The sequence below is a fragment of the Endozoicomonas sp. ALC020 genome (assembly GCF_049275935.1).
In the GTDB taxonomy this organism is placed as follows: domain Bacteria; phylum Pseudomonadota; class Gammaproteobacteria; order Pseudomonadales; family Endozoicomonadaceae; genus Endozoicomonas_A.
Genome location: NZ_CP184830.1, coordinates 1,840,045 through 1,859,290 on the forward strand (window position 1 = coordinate 1,840,045; position 19,246 = coordinate 1,859,290).

Below are 19,246 nucleotides of genomic sequence, written 5' to 3' on the forward strand. Positions count from 1 at the left end.
ATGGAATATGCCTCCCAGCTCTGATGGTTCCATGCCTGTCATCGGCCACGTTCAGAAAACCGATGGTGATGTATTCGCCATCGCCCCTGATGGCAGCAAACGCATTCTTCAGGAAGGGGATCCCCTCTATCTCAATGACAGGGTAGTCTCTGAATCCAGTAGCCCTGTTTCTATTCTTCTTGTCAGTAGCGAAGTCATTGAGCTGAAGGGTCAGTCTCAGCTTGTCATGATGCAGGATATGCTTCTGCCTGCATCATCTGATACTGATGGCTCATCAGAAGCGGAAGAGATACTGGATGCTATTGCAGAAAGAGCAGATTCTGCCGCAATCGCCCCTATTAAAGTTAACCCTGTTGAAGTTTCTGAACCCTCTTCGTCAGAAGAACCTAACAGTTCCTCTCAAGATCCCAGTCAGGAAGCAAGCGATGGCTTATCCGGTGAAGTCGTTGTTCTGGAGAGAGATGCCACAGAATTAGAACAAAAAAGAGAGATTGAGCCGCTATCGGAATCATCAGAAGAAATTAAACAACCGCTTGAATCCATTCAACCATTGTTTGTACCCGAAAAGATCAATGAAGAATTAGCCAGCTCCTCTCCTGTCAATTATGCGCCCACCGCTCAAAACATGATTATGAATAACGGCGAAAGCGCTACAGAGCTGGAAGGCAAGCTCCAGGCCTTCGACGCCAACACCGGAGAAGCTCTAAAATTCAGCCTGGTCACTACTCCTGACTCAGGGCAGTTGATACTCAATGACGATGGCAGCTTTCGATTCCTGCCCGGGAGTGACTTCGATTACCTTGCAGCAGGTGAGCAAACGGTTGTTACTTTTATCTTTGAAGCCATAGACAGCAGCGGAGCCAGTTCAAGGGCTTCTGTCGATATCACCATCACAGGTGACAACAACGAAAGTATCAAGGATACCTCGGAAACTGCAAAGCCAGTATTAGCCGAGATTGTTCAGAGTGATGACGAAACAACCATCGATCTGCTCTCTCAGGCTTTTGACAAGGACCCTTCAGACACTCTCTCTGTGACTCAGTTACGACTGACTGAGGGCAACGAGGCCGGTGTCAGTATTGGCCTGGATGGCAACAGTCTCAGTATTGACCCCGAAGCCTATAAATATTTGGCTGCTGGCGAAACAGAAACCCTGACCTACGAATACCTAGTCACGAATTCCCGGGGAGAGTCCGTTTTAGAGTCTGTCACTATTACGCTCTCTGGCGACAATGATCAGCCTCAAGTCAGAGAAGCCGTCATTCAGACTTTTGATAAGAACAGCGATGACTTTAACATTGACCTCTTGGCAGGTGCGTTCGATCTGGATTCATCAGACAACCTCAATGCCGTCTCTCTCAGGATAACAGCGGGGGATCCTTCAGGTATTACAATCGCTGACGATGGCAACAGTCTTGATGTGGATGCGTCTGCTTATGAGCATCTGGCTGGAGGCGAATCTGAAGTCATTGAGTACAGCTATGAAATAGAGGATGGGCAGGGTGGTGTTGTCAGCCAAAGTGCGTCCATTACCGTTGAGGGCACCAATGATAATCCGGAAGATATTGAACTCTCCGGTACCCGCATTGATGAAAACCAGGATGGTGCGGTTGTGGGTACTCTGTCTACCAGAGACAAAGACCTTTCTGACTCTCACACCTACACCATTGATGACCATCGCTTTGAAGTGGTAGACGGCGATCTCAAGCTGAAAGAAGGCATAGCCCTTGACCACGAAACCGATGACTCCGTTGATGTTAAGGTAACAACCACCGATGTTGATGGTGCCGCCTATTCAGAGAATTTTACCCTTGAAGTCAATGACATCAACGAAGCGCCTGTGACCACAGACAGTTCGACCACTATCGATGAAGACAGCCTCTATCGTTTCACCCTGAATGACTTTCCCTACACTGACCAAGACGACGGTGACACGCTGAAAGCGATCGTCATTGAGACTATTCCAGCCAGTGGATCGCTGGAACTCAACGGCAGTCTGGTATCTGAAGGCGACGCCATCAGTCAGGCTGACATTTCGGCGGGCTTACTGACGTTCCTTCCTGTAGCCAATCAAAGTGCAGACAACTACACCCGCTTCAATTTCCGAGTGAACGATGGTGCCCTGTCTTCTGATATCCAGACTTTCACGATCACTGTCAATCCGGTAGACGATGCTCCCGTTGCGGGGAATCTTGATCTGGGATCAACTCCGGAAGATACCTCTTTTGTCATCACTGCTGCTGATCTTCTGGCTTCAGCCAGTGATATTGATGGGGACAGCCTGAGTATTCAATCCGTCACCCTGGCAGACCCTGCCACAGGCAGTCTGGCGAACAATCATGACGGTACCTGGAGCTACACACCCACTACCCATTACTTCGGTGATGATGTTACTTTTAACTTCACCGTTTCAGATGGAACCTCAGGCGATGAAGCCAGCGCATCAGCCACACTTGACGTCATTTCTGTCAATGACGCAGCAGTAGTTGCCGGAGTTGATACCGGCTCCGTCACGGAAGACGATAACGCCACATTAACCACCAGCGGCAACCTGACCGTTACGGATGTTGATGCCAACGAAGCTGTTTTTCAGGCTGAAATACTTTCAGGAAGCCATGGGCAGTTATCCATTAACGCTGATGGCAGCTGGACTTACAGTGCTGATAACAGTCAGAGCACCATTCAGACATTGGGCGACGGAGACTCACTAAGAGACAGTTTCACAGTGCAGACTGCCGATGGTACACAGCATATTGTCACTGCCACTATTTATGGCACCAACGATGCGCCAGTAGTCAACGCAGGAGGCACTCTAGCTTACACAGAAAACGACAACCATCAGGTAATAGACAGTCATATCACTTTGACAGATATTGACTCTGCCACCATAGAGAGTGCCACGATCACGATCATCAGCAATTTCAGTTCAGCTGAAGACAATCTGGCTTTCACCGATCACAACGGGGTTTCCGGAAGCTGGGACTCATCAACCGGTACCATGACGCTCTCTGGAACTGCAACGGTCGCGCAGTATCAGGCAGCACTGAGAACGGTCACCTACTCAAACAGTTCTGACTCACCCTCTACCGCTGATCGCATCGTCAGCTTCAGTATTAACGACGGTCATAACAGCAGCCATATAGCCACCAGTACCATCACGATAACGGCCGTCAATGATGCTCCGGTTACGGCAGGGACACTGGTGACGTCCGACGAAGATACACCTTATATCTTCAGCACATCTGACTTCGCCTTCTCTGACCCGGATGCCGGACAGACACTGCAAAGTATCAAAATCACTCAGCTGCCCCTGGCAGGTGAGCTGCTCTTTAACGGATCGGCTGTCACTGCGGGCACAGAAGTAACAAGGAACGAACTTTTAGCGGGCCGATTGAAATTTGAGCCGACTCAGAACGAACATGGCAACCTTTACGCCTCATTCGAATTTCAAGTCAGTGATGGCAACCTCTTCTCACCTTCAGCAACTTTCGACTTCAGCATTACATCGGTTAATGATGACCCAACGCTCAGCTCTGCCATTGCGAAAAATTTTGTTGAAGACTCGGCTTCAGTCAATATCGACCTGCTTGAGTCTGCTGCAGACGCTGATGCTGGTGATAACCTCTCCGTGACTCAGATCACCCTGTCATCCGGTGATGACTCTGGCATCACCATCAATGGCAACACCCTTACCGTTGACCCCGGCACCTACGACTATCTTCCCGACGGAGTGACTGAAACCATTGTCTACAGCTATGACATCGAAGACGGCAATGGTGGCTCAGTTTCCCAGACAGCCACTCTGGTCATCACCGGTACAAACGACAGCGCACAGATAACAGGTCTTGATACAGCAACCATAACTGAAGACAGTCATGCCAGCACCCTGACAACCTCAGGCTCCCTCACCATCACTGATGCTGATCAGGGTGAAGCCCAGTTTCAAGCTGAAACCCTCACCGGAACTTATGGTGATCTTGTTATTGATGCCAGCGGACAATGGACTTATACGGCTGATAATACACTTCTGGAGATCCAGAGGCTGGGTGACGGTGATACTTTAAGTGAAACCTTCACAGTCACTGCGGCAGGTGGTGATAACCACAATGTAGCTGTTAGTATCGACGGCAGCAACGATGCTCCCACTATCAGCAGCGTTACCGATGTCGCCGGAGCTGTGACTGAGATTGTCGACGGTGGTGCGGGTGAGAACAGCAACACCCTGACCGACAACGGCTCCTTCACCATCGCCGATGTGGATCTTTCAGATCAGCAGAGTGTCAGCGTCAGTGCCGCAGCCAATGGTTATCTGGGTAGCCTGACTGCCACGGTAGCAGACGACACCCAGGCCGATGGTACTGGCCGCATCGACTGGAGTTTCAGTGTTAATGATGCCGACATTGATTATCTGGGTGACGGTGAGATCCTGACCCAGACCTACACCGTGACTGTTAACGACGGTGAGGGCGGCACCGTCGATCAGCAGGTGACTATTACCCTTACTGGCAGCAACGATGCTCCCACTATCAGCAGCGTTACCGATGTCGCCGGAGCTGTGACTGAGATTGTCGACGGTGGTGCGGGTGAGAACAGCAACACCCTGACCGACAACGGCTCCTTCACCATCGCCGATGTGGATCTTTCAGATCAGCAGAGTGTCAGCGTCAGTGCCGCAGCCAATGGTTATCTGGGTAGCCTGACTGCCACGGTAGCAGACGACACCCAGGCCGATGGTACTGGCCGCATCGACTGGAGTTTCAGTGTTAATGATGCCGACATTGATTATCTGGGTGACGGTGAGATCCTGACCCAGACTTATAGCGTCACTGTCGACGATGGCGAAGGCGGTACAGTAGCTCAGCAGGTAACTATTACTCTGACTGGCACCAACGATGTGGCAGTAATCACGGGTGATGACAGTGGCAGCGTCACTGAGGACGTCGGCAACACCCTCATGACTTCCGGCACCCTGAGTATCACCGATGTCGATGGCGGCGAGGCCAGTTTCACCCCAGAGACCATCACCGGCACCTACGGCTCACTGACCATTGATGGCAGTGGCACATGGAGCTATTCGGCCAGTAACAACCATGCTGATATTCAGGCTCTGGGCAATGGTGACACTTTGACCGAAACCCTTACGGTTCGGACTTTGGATGGCACCACCCGCAATATTGTCATTACCATTAACGGCACCAACGATGCGGCAGTCATCACCGGCGATGACAGTGGCAGCGTCACTGAGGACGCCGGCAACACCCTCATGACTTCCGGCACCCTGAGTATCGCCGATGTCGATGGCGGCGAGGCCAGTTTCACCCCAGAGACCATCACCGGCACCTACGGCTCACTGACCATTGATGGCAGTGGCAGCTGGAGCTATTCGGCCAGCAACAACCATGCTGATATTCAGGCTCTGGGAAATGATGACACTTTGACCGAAACCCTTACGGTTCGGACTTTAGATGGCACCACCCGCAATATTGTCATTACCATTAACGGCACCAACGATGCGGCAGTCATCACCGGCGATGACAGTGGCAGCGTCACTGAGGACGCCGGCAACACCCTCATGACTTCCGGCACCCTGAGTATCGCCGATGTCGATGGCGGCGAAGCCAGTTTCACCCCAGAGACCATGACCGGCACCTACGGCTCACTGACCATTGATGGCAGTGGCAGCTGGAGCTATTCGGCCAGTAATAACCATGCTGATATTCAAGTTCTGGGCAATGGTGACACTTTGACCGAAACCCTTACGGTTCGGACTTTGGATGGCACCACCCGCAATATTGTCATTACCATTAACGGCACCAACGATGCGGCAGTCATCACTGGCGATGACAGTGGCAGCGTCACTGAGGACGTCGGCAACACCCTCATGACTTCCGGCACCCTGAATATCACCGATGTCGATGGCGGCGAGGCCAGTTTCACCCCAGAGACCATCACCGGCACCTACGGCTCACTGACCATTGATGGCAGTGGCACCTGGAGCTATTCGGCCAGTAACAACCATGCTGATATTCAGGCTCTGGGCAATGGTGACACTTTGACCGAAACCCTTACGGTTCGGACTTTGGATGGCACCACCCGCAATATTGTCATTACCATTAACGGCACCAACGATGCGGCAGTCATCACTGGCGATGACAGTGGCAGTGTCACTGAGGACGCCGGCAACACCCTCATGACTTCCGGCACCCTGAGTATCGCCGATGTCGATGGCGGCGAAGCCAGTTTCACCCCAGAGACCATCACCGGCACCTACGGCTCACTGACCATTGATGGCAGTGGCAGCTGGAGCTATTCGGCCAGTAATAACCATGCTGATATTCAAGTTCTGGGCAATGGTGACACTTTGACCGAAACCCTTACGGTTCGGACTTTGGATGGCACCACCCGCAATATTGTCATTACCATTAACGGCACCAACGATGCGGCAGTCATCACTGGCGATGACAGTGGCAGTGTCACTGAGGACGCCAGCAACACCCTCATGACTTCCGGCACCCTGAATATCACCGATGTCGATGGCGGCGAGGCCAGTTTCACCCCAGAGACCATCACCGGCACCTACGGCTCACTGACCATTGATGGCAGTGGCACCTGGAGCTATTCGGCCAGTAACAACCATGCTGATATTCAGGCTCTGGGCAATGGTGACACTTTGACCGAAACCCTTACGGTTCGGACTTTGGATGGCACCACCCGCAATATTGTCATTACCATTAACGGCACCAACGATGTGGCAGTCATCACTGGCGATGACAGTGGCAGCGTCACTGAGGACGTCGGCAACACCCTCATGACTTCCGGCACCCTGAGTATCGCCGATGTCGATGGCGGCGAGGCCAGTTTCACCCCAGAGACCATCACCGGCACCTACGGCTCACTGACCATTGATGGCAGTGGCACCTGGAGCTATTCGGCCAGTAACAACCATGCTGATATTCAGGCTCTGGGCAATGGTGACACTTTGACCGAAACCCTTACGGTTCGGACTTTGGATGGCACCACCCGCAATATTGTCATTACCATTAACGGCACCAACGATGCGGCAGTCATCACCGGCGATGACAGTGGCAGCGTCACTGAGGACGCCGGCAACACCCTCATGACTTCCGGCACCCTGAGTATCACCGATGTCGATGGCGGCGAGGCCAGTTTCACCCCAGAGACCATCACCGGCACCTACGGCTCACTGACCATTGATGGCAGTGGCAGCTGGAGCTATTCGGCCAGTAACAACCATGCTGATATTCAGGCTCTGGGCAATGGTGACAGCCTGTCCGAGACCCTGACGGTTCAGTCTTTGGATGGCACTACCCACAATATCGTTATTACCATTAATGGCGCCAATGACGGTCCAGCTATTGATGCGGGTACGCCAGACCAGTCTGCAACCGAAGAACAGGTATTCAGCTACCAGGTACCTGCAAACGCTTTTTCCGACATAGACGGTGACAACCTGACTTATTCTGCCACACTGGATGATGGCAGTCCGTTACCCGCATGGCTGTCATTCGATCCATCCAATGGCACTTTTTCCGGAACACCCGATGACCCGGATCTTGGACAAATCACCATCAAAGTGACTGCCAGCGATGGTATCCTCACTGTTTCAGATCAATTCAAAATTAATGTTGCAGGGGTCAACGATGCTCCGAAACTGGTTGGCACCCTTAATAATCAGATGGTGGCGGAAGAATCTGCTTTCAGTTACACCATTCCGGCAAATGCTTTCTCCGACGCAGAGGGTGACACACTGACTTACAGCGCCAGTCTGGCCGATGGCAATCCCCTGCCCGCATGGCTGACGTTCGATGCCGGAACCCGAACCTTCAGTGGAACACCTGATGATCCTGATGTTGGCAATCTGTCAGTCAAGATTTCCGTTTCGGATGGTTCAGAGACAACGGATGTTTTCTGGTCAATGAATGTCACGGCTGTCAACGATGCCCCTGAATTGTCGGGCAGTCCTCTTATCAGCGGAGTTGAGGCAGCCTACAGTTTCTCAGATAACACGGACATTTCAGGTAACGGTAACAACCTGACCCTCAGTGGCAGTGCCACACTGGGCAGCGGACATAACGGCGGTCAGGCCTTTGAAATGAATGGCAGCTCCGGTGGTGGTGAGATTTCGGGGCTTAAGATCGGTGGAGCCCTGACCATTTCTGCCTGGGTGAAATACGACAGCCTGAATCAGAACTGGTCCAGAATAATAGACTTCGCGAATGGTCCTGCCGACAACAATATTCTACTTGCTCATATCGGCACATCGAATGATCTCGCTTTTGAAATCTATGACGGGGCAGGCTACCCCGCAGACGGTCAGCTCCATATCAGCAACTTTTTTACCGAAGGTGAGTGGGTTCACCTGACAGCCACTATCGATAATACCGGAGCAATGCGGATCTATAAAAACGGAGAGCTGGCCGGAGAGAATCTCAACGGGGCTGTTCTTCCGGAGATTGTCCGATCAGGCAACTATGTCGGCAAGAGCCATTGGGGTCATGATGGTGATCTGGACGGCTCAATAGACGATTTTGCTGTTTTCAACAGTGCCTTGAGTGCTCATCAGGTCAAAGCCGTCTATGAAGCTGACTCAGTAGAAAATCTCATCAGCGATGCCTTCCATGTTATCGAACAGAGTCCCAACAGCACTGTCCTTGGCTCAGTAGCGGCGACGGATATTGATAATGCCAGTAACCAGCTGACTTACACCTTGAGTAACGATGCCGGTGGCCGCTTCACCATAAACAGTTCAACCGGTGAAATTTCAGTGGCTGACAGCACACTGCTGGACCATGACAGCAACGCATCTCACACGATTACGGTGCAGGTGAGCGATGGCCAGCTCAGCAGTACTCGCGATTACACGGTTTTTGTTAACAGCAGCACGCTGTCTACCTATGAGGATACCAGCTATGCCCTCACTCTGACCGATCTGAGTCACAGCGATCAGGAAGCGGCTGCCATGACCCAGATCAAGCTATCAACCTTACCTGATGAGGGAACCCTGAAGCTGAATGGCGTTGCTGTGACGCAAGATCAGGTCATCAGCAAAGCGGATATTGAAGCAGGTCTTCTGGTCTTTGAGCCAGACAGCAACGAAGCCGACGATAACTACACGTCTATCGGCTTCAAAGTACACGACGGTAACAGCTATTCTGGTGAGTATACCCGGACATTTGATGTGGCAGCGGTGGCGGACAGCGTCACCATGAATAATATCGGCTCTGAAGTGTTGAATAGTACCTTTGATGGCAACAACACTGATGGCTGGCAACGAACCAACCCTTACGGCATCAGCCATTCAATGGTTAAGAATAATCGGCTGAATAACTATTATTCAACTGAGAGCTATAGAAACATTGATACCAGTGACAGTTCTGTTCAGACGTACGAATTAACCTTCATCCTTCACCATGAGAGAAATCTACACCATACCACCAACATCAGGGTGAAATGGAATGGACAGACAGTCGCAACCTATACGGAAGCTCCCGGTTCAGGTACCCATACATCGACCAAAACCATCCTGTTAAACGCAACGGGTAATCCCAGTACAGAGCTGCGATTCGACGAAGATATCAATGTGTTTTACCTGGACAATATCCGGATCACCAAAGTGCGTGCTACGGATGAGGATACCGCTTTCAATCTGCCGGATCTCGGCATCACCCAGGTCGACAGCGACGGTTCTGAAACGCTGACCGTTTCTGCCGATGGCGTACCTGCCGGAGCAGTGCTCACTGATGGCAGCCACTCAATAACAGCAGATGGAACCGCTGTCGACATTTCCGGCTGGGACTTCGCTAATCTGCAAATAACACCACCGGCAGACAGCACAGATACTATGAATCTGACGTTCACAGCCACCACGACAGAAAGTAATGGTGACAGTTCATCAGTCAGTGAGAGCTTGTCCATCAGGGTCAACTCGGTAGATGACAAACCAGTATCGTCAGACAACAGTCTTTTATTAAAACAGACGGACAGTTACACATTCAGTACCGAAGATTTCAGCTTCACCGATGGTGATGCCGGTGACAGCCTGCAATCCATTACCATCACCTCTCTGCCCGCTTCCGGCGCTTTAACGCTGAATGGTGCTGCTGTGACAGCCAATCAGGTCATTACCGCAGCAGACCTTGGCAATCTGACCTATACCGCTCCAGCCACTGATCCGGATGTTGGCACCAGTTTTGGTTTTACGGTGAGCGATGGCAGTCTTTCCAGTGATCCACAGACATTCAGCCTTAATGTAAGAGGTACTTACTCTCAAAACCTGCTGACTAATGGCAGTGCTGAGAATGGCACCTCTGGCTGGAATATTATTGCAAACGGTGGTGATGGCTGGGGTTCAGGCAATAGCAGTCATGACGGCGACGGTCAGAGTTGGGTTACTTCCAATGCCTGGGCGAAAAAGTCACAAACGGTGGATCTTCTGGCCAAAGGGTTTACCGAACAATATCTGGATTCTGCTCCTGACATCAGTGTCAGCGACTGGTTTAAAGATAACGGTGCCAACGATGATTATTACCTGAAAGTTGAACTGCGGGACGCCAGCAATAATGTTATTGCTTCCTACGACACCGGAACATTCACTGCAACCGACAACTGGCAGGAGGCTGCTAATACCTTCAGTAATTATGGTGCCGGTGTCCGCTATGTTTATTTTGAACACGGCGCTAAAGACCAGGAAAACCTGAGTGGTCATCACGGGGCAAGCATTGACGACTCAGAAGTGGTATTAAAGATTGGTGATGTTGATCTGGTGGGTACCAATTCCGGAGAAATTATTGATGGTACAGTTCAGTCCGACACTCTCAGAGGTGAAGGGGGTGCAGACACCCTTCTTGGTGATGCCGGTGACGACCTGATATTTGGTGGTGCGAGTAAAGACATCATCACAGGCGGAGCAGGCGATGACATTCTCTCGGGGGATGATGATAGCGATACCTTTGTCTGGCTTGCTTCTGACCTGGGTTCAGCCGCTAATCCTGCCGAGGATGTCATCAAGGACTTTAACACAGGCTCCGGTGGGGACGTTATAGATCTAAGTGATGTCCTGGTGGATAATTCAACGCCTCTGGACCAGTACCTGAGCCTGAACTTTGATAACGGCGGCACCACCATCGAGGTGATGCCAGACGCTGACGGTGATATTACCCAGAAGATTAAGCTGGAAGGTGTTGATCTCTCAGGCTACGGGGGAGGCAGTACCGACGCACAAATCCTTAACAACCTGATTAGTGACGGCAACCTTCAAATCGATTGATTCGACAGTCATTCGATTAAAGTTTCTCCATCCAGACCTGTGTGGTTCATGGTCCAGGCTCCAAAATCAGAATCCCGAATCATGGCACCAATAAAAGAGCTGCGATCAAACCTTGCATGATTGAACTCTGCCTGATCAATAGTAACATGATCCAAACGACAGTGGACAAATGATGGGCTTTCTTCCAAACTGTAACACTCCCTGAACTGACCCTGCTCAAAAATCACTTCGTTAAACTGGGTGCCTTCCATTAAAGCTGAATCCATATCGACCCGGGTAAAATAACTGTTCGAAATCCGGGTCCTGACCAGCTTGGGAACATTGAATTCGCAGTCGGTCATAATCACCTTGTTCAAATTGCCACCCGAAAACACCGGCCCTTCCTGAAAACTGTCACAGCCTCTGAACTGACAGTCTTCCATTAAAACGTTATTGAAGTGAGTACTTGTCAGTGTGCAATCCCTGAACTCTATATTCCTGAGCTGGGAGCCGGTAAAGTTCGCATCATCCAGAAATCCGTGAATAATCTGGCTGTTGTGCATCTTTAAACCCATGCATGAGCTGTTATGAAAACTTTGAGCCCCCATATTGCAGCTATCAATGACAGCATTATCCAGACAACTTTGGTCAAAATTAACAGCAAACAGATTGCAATCCACCAGACGCGCCTCATCCAGCCGGCAATGCCTCAGATCAGCACCTTCCAGGGAAGAATCTTCGAAGATGGCACCCCTCAGATCGGCACCTCTGAAATCAGTCCCGGATAAATTACAGCCTTTAAATCGGGCTCCCCGCAACTGTGCCTTTCTGAAGTTACTGCCCTTCAAGTCCGTTTGATTAAAACAGACCCTTTCAAGATCTCTGCCCTCCAGCACTGCACCTTTGAGTACCTGTCTGGGAGGAAAGTTCATACCGGGATGTAAAAGATCGAGAAGTTCACTCGCAAAATCATCAGATGCCGGAGTATTGGTCACGACTCGAGCTTCTCTGGCCGGGTCGATAGCAATACTGTATTCACCCAAGCCTTTCAGCAGGATGGTACTTTTTCCATCAAGGCCTGAGGTTCTGATTTCCTCTGTTTCCAGTACATCAAACCTGCCCAATCCTTGTCGTGCATTCTGACGGGTATCTTTATTTTTCCCTGAATCGGACACCACTGCGCCTCCCTGGCTGATACTTTTTGCGATCAAATTTGGACATCATCGCCATGAATGCGGGGATGATTGTCTTAGCTTGCGGCTGTTTATTAGAGTCGTCCGATGAACGGTAAAGTTTAGAATGCGGCCATCCAAAGATACTGTTCGCCAAGTGCAGTAAAACTCTAGACTCTCAGTCGGAGGGCTCCATAACATGATTGGCAAGATCCAACACAACATGCCGTATATGATGGTCATCAAGCTCATAGAATACCTGTTTACCACGGCGGGAAGATTTGAGAATTCTGGCTTCTCTGAGCCCTTTGAGGTGATGGCTGGTCAGTGGTTGAGACATACCTGATATTTCTGACAGGCAACAGACCGGTTGTGGTTCATCAATACAGGCCATAACCAGTTTGAGGCGCCCTTCATCCCCCAGCAGCCTGAAAAGTGAGGCCAGCCTGGCCAAATGCTCTGAAGACATTTCTGGTAATTCAGTACAACAGGGCTGATGGAGTTCAGTCATATAGGAGTTACGTTGTAAAAAGTAGATTGAGTTCAAGCCGCCATGGGCTAAAAATATCAGCTCATGCCGGATTAATACAATTAGTGCCATCGACAGAGGCGAATCCTGTAACAAACACGCATGGGTGCTTCGGCTTTTCCTGTCTATTTAAGATTTAGATCAGGATTTATCCTAAGCGGCCGTTATTGACAGTGATAGACACCCTTGCAAGCTGGTATAAAGTCCAGAATCCAGGGGTTTGTCCGTCATAGCCCACACATTGCACGAAGTGCAGCTAATTTCATTGTGGGTTTAACATCTGATGCACTCTCCAGAACCACCACTGGAACTGAATAATGACCGACCTAGATTCCAACAGCATTCATACTGGCCTTTCAGGTCGTATGCTTCTTGAAAATCCTTTGCTGAACAAGGGCACTGCCTTTACTTTTGAAGAACGCAGCGAACTGGACCTCCATGGTCTGTTGCCACCCCGTGTAGAAACATTGGAAGAGCAGTGTCGCCGCGCCTATAAATCTTTTGCGATCAAGCCCACTCCTATTCTCAAACATATTTACCTGCGCTCACTGCAAGATACCAACGAAACGCTTTTCTACGCTCTGGTTCAGCGTCATCTTCAGGAAATGTTGCCTATCATCTACACCCCTGTGGTAGGTCAGGCCTGTCAGCGATACAGCGATCTTTATCGTCGTCCTCGCGGCCTCTACATCTCTTTCCCTGAGCGCGCTCAGATTGATGCCATGCTGGCAAACTTCAAGCGCAACATTGAAGTCATCGTAGTGACTGATGGTGAGCGTATCCTGGGTCTGGGCGACCAGGGTATTGGTGGTATGGGTATCTGCATCGGTAAACTATCTCTTTACTCTGCCGTGGGTGGCATTACGCCCAACCTGACAATGCCCATTACTCTGGATTGTGGCACTAACAACAAAAAACTGCTGAAAGATCCCAATTACCTGGGATGGCGACATGAGCGCATCGGTGAGGACGATTATTTCGAATTTGTCGATAAGTTTATCCAGACACTTAAACGTCGCTGGCCAAACGCCCTGCTGCAATTTGAAGACTTCGCGATCAACCACGCTACGCCTCTGCTGGAAAAGTACCGTGATCAGCTCTGCACCTTTAACGATGATATTCAGGGCACGGCCGCTGTTACTGCTGCTACCCTGATGGCTGCAGCCAAGGCTGCTGGCAAATCCATTGAAGATCTGAGCGTTGCTTTCCTGGGTGGAGGCTCTGCAGGCTGTGGGATCGCTGAACAAATTATCCGTCTGATGGTGGGTCGCGGACTGTCTGACGAGGAAGCTCGCAAGCGCATCTACATGGTTGATCGTGACGGCCTGGTGCACGACCAGATGAAAGGCCTCCGTCCATTCCAGCAGAAGCTGACTCAGCGTTTTGCTGATATTCAAGGCTGGTCAGCCGAGGGCACAGTGTCGCTGGCGGATGTCGTTCGCATTGCCAAGCCAGACGCCATCATTGGTGTTTCCGGTCAACCCGGCCTGTTCACTCAGGAAATTATTGAGAACATGTCGATCAACCACGAGCAGCCCATTATTTTCCCACTCTCGAACCCGATCAGTCAGGTGGAAGCTCTGCCCGAAAACATTATCAAATGGACTAACGGCAAGGCTCTGATTGCTACTGGCAGCCCGTTTGAGCCGGTTCAGCTCAATGACAGCGCTTACCCGATTGCCCAGTGCAACAATATCTATATTTTCCCCGGTCTGGGTCTGGGTGTGCTGGCTTCCGGCGCCTGTCGCATTACTGACAAGATGCTCGACGTTGCTGTAGAAACACTGGCACTCGCTTCTCCTGCTCTGGTGAGCAGAGAAGCACCTCTTCTGCCTTTGTTGGATCGCATCCAGCATGTCACCAACGATATTGCTCTCGCTGTTGCTCTTCAGGCCCAGAAGGACGGTCTGGCCCCGATCACTGAGTTGACTGATCTGGAACAAAAGATCAGAACAAAACGCTGGAGCCCCGAGTATCGCCGCATTCGCATGTCCTTCTGCTAGATTGCCCTTCTGATAATAGCATCACTCTCCAATTGCACGTCGTAAGACGTGCAATTGGTCTCTCTTTATCCCATTACTCTGCCTTTTTTATCGCTATCATAAACTCCTGAAAGCTTGGACGCTCATTTCAAGGCCCAATCAGACCAGACTGAATAACATTTTAAAAAAAGCCGCCAAGAAGTAGTTATATCCACCAGATATTCAATATAAATCGAGAAATAGTGTCATAAATAGCGGGTTATTATCACTATTTATCCCTTTATTGATCTATATCAAACCTGCTTCGTACCAAACAAACTTAAGCTGTAAGAGAAATCGGGGACTCCGGTTCAATTTTTTGATCGGTACAACCCTGCCGAAAAAACCGGCGGGTCAGTTTAATTCCATAAGCGTTCAAAGAAATCGCTTGGGTTACTCAGCAATAAGACCTCCAAGAAAGTCTGATCTGACATGCCTCCGGCATAATTCTCTCTCGCAACACAAAGACAAGCGAACAGTGAGAGATACGTGTTTGGTAACATAGGAAATAAATATGAAGCAGTGGATTCGACTTTCACTCACAACCAAAGTGCTGATCGGCATGGTGGCAGGCCTGGCTATTGGCCTGATAATGCGTCAGTTTACAGGTAATACTTTTATTGAGCATTACCTGGTAAATGGCGTATTCAACGTCATAGGTCAAATATTTCTGACCGCTCTGAAAATGATAGTAGTACCTCTGGTATTCACCTCCATCGTATGCGGTACCTGCTCCCTCAAAGACGTAACAGTACTGGGTCGTCTGGGCGGAAAAACAGTCGCTTTTTACCTGCTTACGACCTGTATTGCCATCAGTCTGGCTATGGGTCTGGCTCTGCTTGTCAGCCCGGGTGAAGGTGCCAACCTGGAAAGTGCTTCTTCTTATGCCGCCTCCACCGCACCTTCGCTGTCTGAAGTCATCATCGGCATGTTCCCGGCTAACCCTATCGAAGCCATGGCCTCCGGTAACACACTGCAAATCATCGTATTTGCCTTGCTGTTCGGTATTGCCATTGCTGCTGCGGGTAAACCTGCTGAGCCTATCGTCAAGATTTTTGTGGCTCTGAACGAAGTCATGATGAAGCTGACTACTTTGATCATGAACCTGGCACCTTACGGTGTGATGGGGCTGCTGGCCAAGCTGTTCTACTCAATTGACCTGGGTGCTATCGGTAACCTGATTCAGTATTTCCTGGTCGTTCTGGGGGCTCTGGCTCTGCAGCTGTTCATCACATACTGCGGTCTGTTAAAAATCACTACAGGTCTGAGTCCGCGCATCTTCCTGAAGAAAATGCAGGATGCCTTCATGTTTGCCTTTACCACAGCCTCCAGTAACGCCACTATCCCGGTCACTATGGAAGGCGTAACTCGTCGTATGGGTGTTAGCAATAAGGTGGCCTCTTTCACCATCCCCCTGGGCAGTACCATCAACATGGACGGTACCGCCATCATGCAGGGTGCTGCGACGGTCTTTATCGCCCAGGCCTTTGGTGTAGATCTGAGCATGGGTGACTATCTGATGGTGATCGTCACAGCCACTCTGGCTTCTGTCGGTACTGCGGGTGTACCCGGAGTGGGTCTGGTTATGTTGGCGATGGTTCTACAGCAGGTAGGCCTGCCTCTGGAAGGTATTGCCCTGATCATGGGTGTAGATCGCCTGCTGGATATGGTACGTACCGCTGTCAATATAACAGGCGACAGTGTTGTAACCTGTATCGTTGCCAAGAGCGAAGGCGAGATGGATCTGAAGGTTTATAACGATCTTGAAGCCGGTGAAAGCGATGAGAACATCGACTTCCACCACATCGGTGAGCAGCAGGTCCGGACTGCCTGATTGATCACTGACCACAACAGAGCGTAGCCCCAAGGCTACGCTCCTCCCACCTACTCAAACTTACCCATCCCTGCTGCACAGTTCAGCAATTCAGCCTCCTGTAAGCCTGACTCATCAGAACCACTTTTCGGCAACATAAATTCAGAGCGTTAAACGAGCGTTAACAGTCGTCAGTCAGAAACAAGGAGATGAAGGAATAGCGATTTTTAACGGAAGGTAATTGAACATAAAAATAAGCGGATTGGTTTACAGGCTGTGTGGATAATGGCTTTATTATCCTTCCATGTATGTCCGGATGCTCGCGTTGCTTCTGCAATTCTTCTCAGCTCCGGTTTCCCTGTTGGTTGCTACACCACAAAAAAACACCCTATAAACCAATCCGCTTGTACGGTCATCGACTTTTATTATTGTTTTTATCAGTCGATTCATCTGCCTCATTATTGTTTTTATTTTCGGCAGTTTTTCTTGCTTTCGACCCTATGTATACAATCGACGTGCCAATTTTTTGGAAACTGGCCACACCCCTTGGCGTACGTACAATCCGACGCAAGACCCCACCCCAATAGGTATTTTTATCCAGCCTGAATGTGTTACCTGTGGGAAGTAGTCCCGTAACAGTGAGATATTGACGTAACGCTTACAGAATTTCATAAACTGAGAATACCCCGGGCAACGGGGATTTTGACCCTGAGAGATTTAAATTCGAGAGATTGCCCATATAGTGTCTTTATAATCGCACTTGGAATTTATCGGAAATAATCATGACTACAGATACTCATTTTGACTACCTGGTCATTGGTGGTGGTAGCGGCGGCATAGGTACTGCTAATCGGGCTGCCATGTACGGCAAAAAAGTTGGTCTTATTGAAGCCAAATACCTCGGCGGCACCTGTGTAAACGTTGGCTGTGTTCCCAAAAAAGCAATGTGGTTTGCAGGACAGATTTCCGATGCCATCCACTATGGTCCGGATTACGGTTTTGATCTGAAGCGTGAAGAAATCCTGAAAAACTTTAGCTGGAGCAAGCTGGTTGAAAGCCGTGAGGCCTACATCAGTCGTATTCATCAGTCCTATGACCGGGTACTGGGTAACAACAAAGTAACCGTCATAAAAGGTTACGGTCGTTTTGTGGATGCCAAAACCGTTGAAGTGAACGGTGTTCAATACACGGCTGATCACATTACCATCGCCACCGGTGGTGAGCCTGCTGTCCCATCCATTCCAGGCGCTGAATACGGCATTGACTCTGACGGCTTCTTTGAACTGACAGAACGTCCTGAGCGTGTTGCAGTGCTGGGGGCTGGGTACATTGCCGTCGAACTGGCGGGGGTCCTCCATGCCCTGGGCAGTGAGACCCACCTTCTGGTTCGCAAGCACAAACCCTTGCGCAACTTCGACGACATGCTGTCCGATACTCTGGTTGAGATCATGGAAGCGGAAGGCCCGACCCTGCACACACATTCTGTACCCAAAGAGATCACCAAAGAAAGTGATGGCAGCCTGACCATCCATCTTGAAAATGGCAACAGCCTGACAGTTGATACGGTTATCTGGGCTGCAGGTCGTAAGCCACACACCCACTCCATCAATCTGGAAGCAGCGGGTGTCGAAACCGATGAGCGTGGCTACATTCCTGTCGACAAGTTCCAGAACACCAATGTGCCTGGTATTTATGCGGTAGGTGACAACATTGGCAAGATCGAACTGACACCGGTTGCAGTGGCAGCCGGACGTCGTCTGTCAGAAAGACTCTTCAACAACAAACCCGAAGAACACCTGAACTACGACAATATTGCGACTGTCGTCTTCAGTCACCCTACGATTGGCACCGTGGGTCTGAGCGAAAGCGAAGCCATTGAACGTCATGGTGAGGAAAACGTTAAGGTTTACACCAGTGGCTTCACCGCCATGTACAGTGCGCTGACCAGTCACCGTCAGCCAAGCCGCATGAAGCTGGTTACCCTGGGTAAAGAAGAGAAAATTGTTGGCATTCACACCATCGGTCATGGCTCCGATGAAATGCTGCAGGGTTTTGCAGTGGCACTGAAAATGGGTGCAACCAAAGCAGACTTTGATAATACAGTGGCTATCCATCCGACCTCTGCGGAAGAATTCGTCACTATGAGGTGATCCTTTTTCTTGGAGAACCACAAAAGTTTTGACAACTTATAATAATTTCGACAAATCGTAATAATTTGGCAACTTTGCCTATCCTGATCCATACCCTCACAGTCGTGTAAATTTCCTACTGTGAGGGTACGGTGTGTCTCAATAACTGCTGATCTCAAGTTGATTTACGAAAAGTAGCTTGCAGAAAGCGAGTCAGGGTCCTATACAGGTTTCATAAATCAACAAACATTCAGCTCAAAAGCAACTTCTCATGACAGCGAATTTGCAGAATGATAACTAAATCTTCATTTACTCT

General features: G+C 50.1%; 6 protein-coding genes. 4 read left to right on the plus strand and 2 right to left on the minus strand.

Annotation, left to right across the window (positions count from 1 at the left end; all coding sequences use genetic code 11):
* Nucleotides 1-7: 7 nt before the first annotated feature.
* Entirely contained in the window at nt 8-11,287 is an 11,280-nt protein-coding gene (locus ACOJUO_RS06185) for a VCBS domain-containing protein (RefSeq protein ID WP_422139257.1), read from the plus strand.
* Between the two features lie 8 nt (nt 11,288-11,295).
* On the opposite strand, the gene ACOJUO_RS06190 is transcribed toward ACOJUO_RS06185, so the two are convergent.
* Nucleotides 11,296-12,441 (minus strand): pentapeptide repeat-containing protein, encoded by a 1,146-nt coding sequence (locus ACOJUO_RS06190; protein WP_422139258.1) that lies wholly within the window; start codon nt 12,439-12,441, stop codon nt 11,296-11,298.
* Between the two features lie 175 nt (nt 12,442-12,616).
* Nucleotides 12,617-13,039, minus strand: a complete 423-nt coding sequence (locus ACOJUO_RS06195) for an ArsR/SmtB family transcription factor (RefSeq protein ID WP_422135861.1) — start codon at nt 13,037-13,039, stop codon at nt 12,617-12,619.
* Between the two features lie 245 nt (nt 13,040-13,284).
* Here ACOJUO_RS06195 and ACOJUO_RS06200 point away from each other — a divergent pair, with 245 nt between their 5' ends.
* The 3 genes from ACOJUO_RS06200 to gorA all read left to right on the plus strand — a co-directional run bounded on the left by ACOJUO_RS06200 (nt 13,285) and on the right by gorA (nt 18,951).
* Complete coding sequence (locus tag ACOJUO_RS06200) at nt 13,285-14,970, plus strand: NAD-dependent malic enzyme (protein ID WP_422135862.1); 1,686 nt, start codon at nt 13,285-13,287, stop codon at nt 14,968-14,970.
* A 532-nt stretch (nt 14,971-15,502) separates the two neighbouring features.
* On the plus strand, nt 15,503-16,822 hold the full coding sequence (locus tag ACOJUO_RS06205) for a dicarboxylate/amino acid:cation symporter (RefSeq protein WP_422135863.1): 1,320 nt from the start codon (nt 15,503-15,505) through the stop codon (nt 16,820-16,822).
* Nucleotides 16,823-17,583: 761 nt separating this feature from the next.
* Complete coding sequence (gene gorA, locus ACOJUO_RS06210) at nt 17,584-18,951, plus strand: glutathione-disulfide reductase (protein ID WP_422139260.1); 1,368 nt, start codon at nt 17,584-17,586, stop codon at nt 18,949-18,951.
* Nucleotides 18,952-19,246 lie beyond the last annotated feature (295 nt).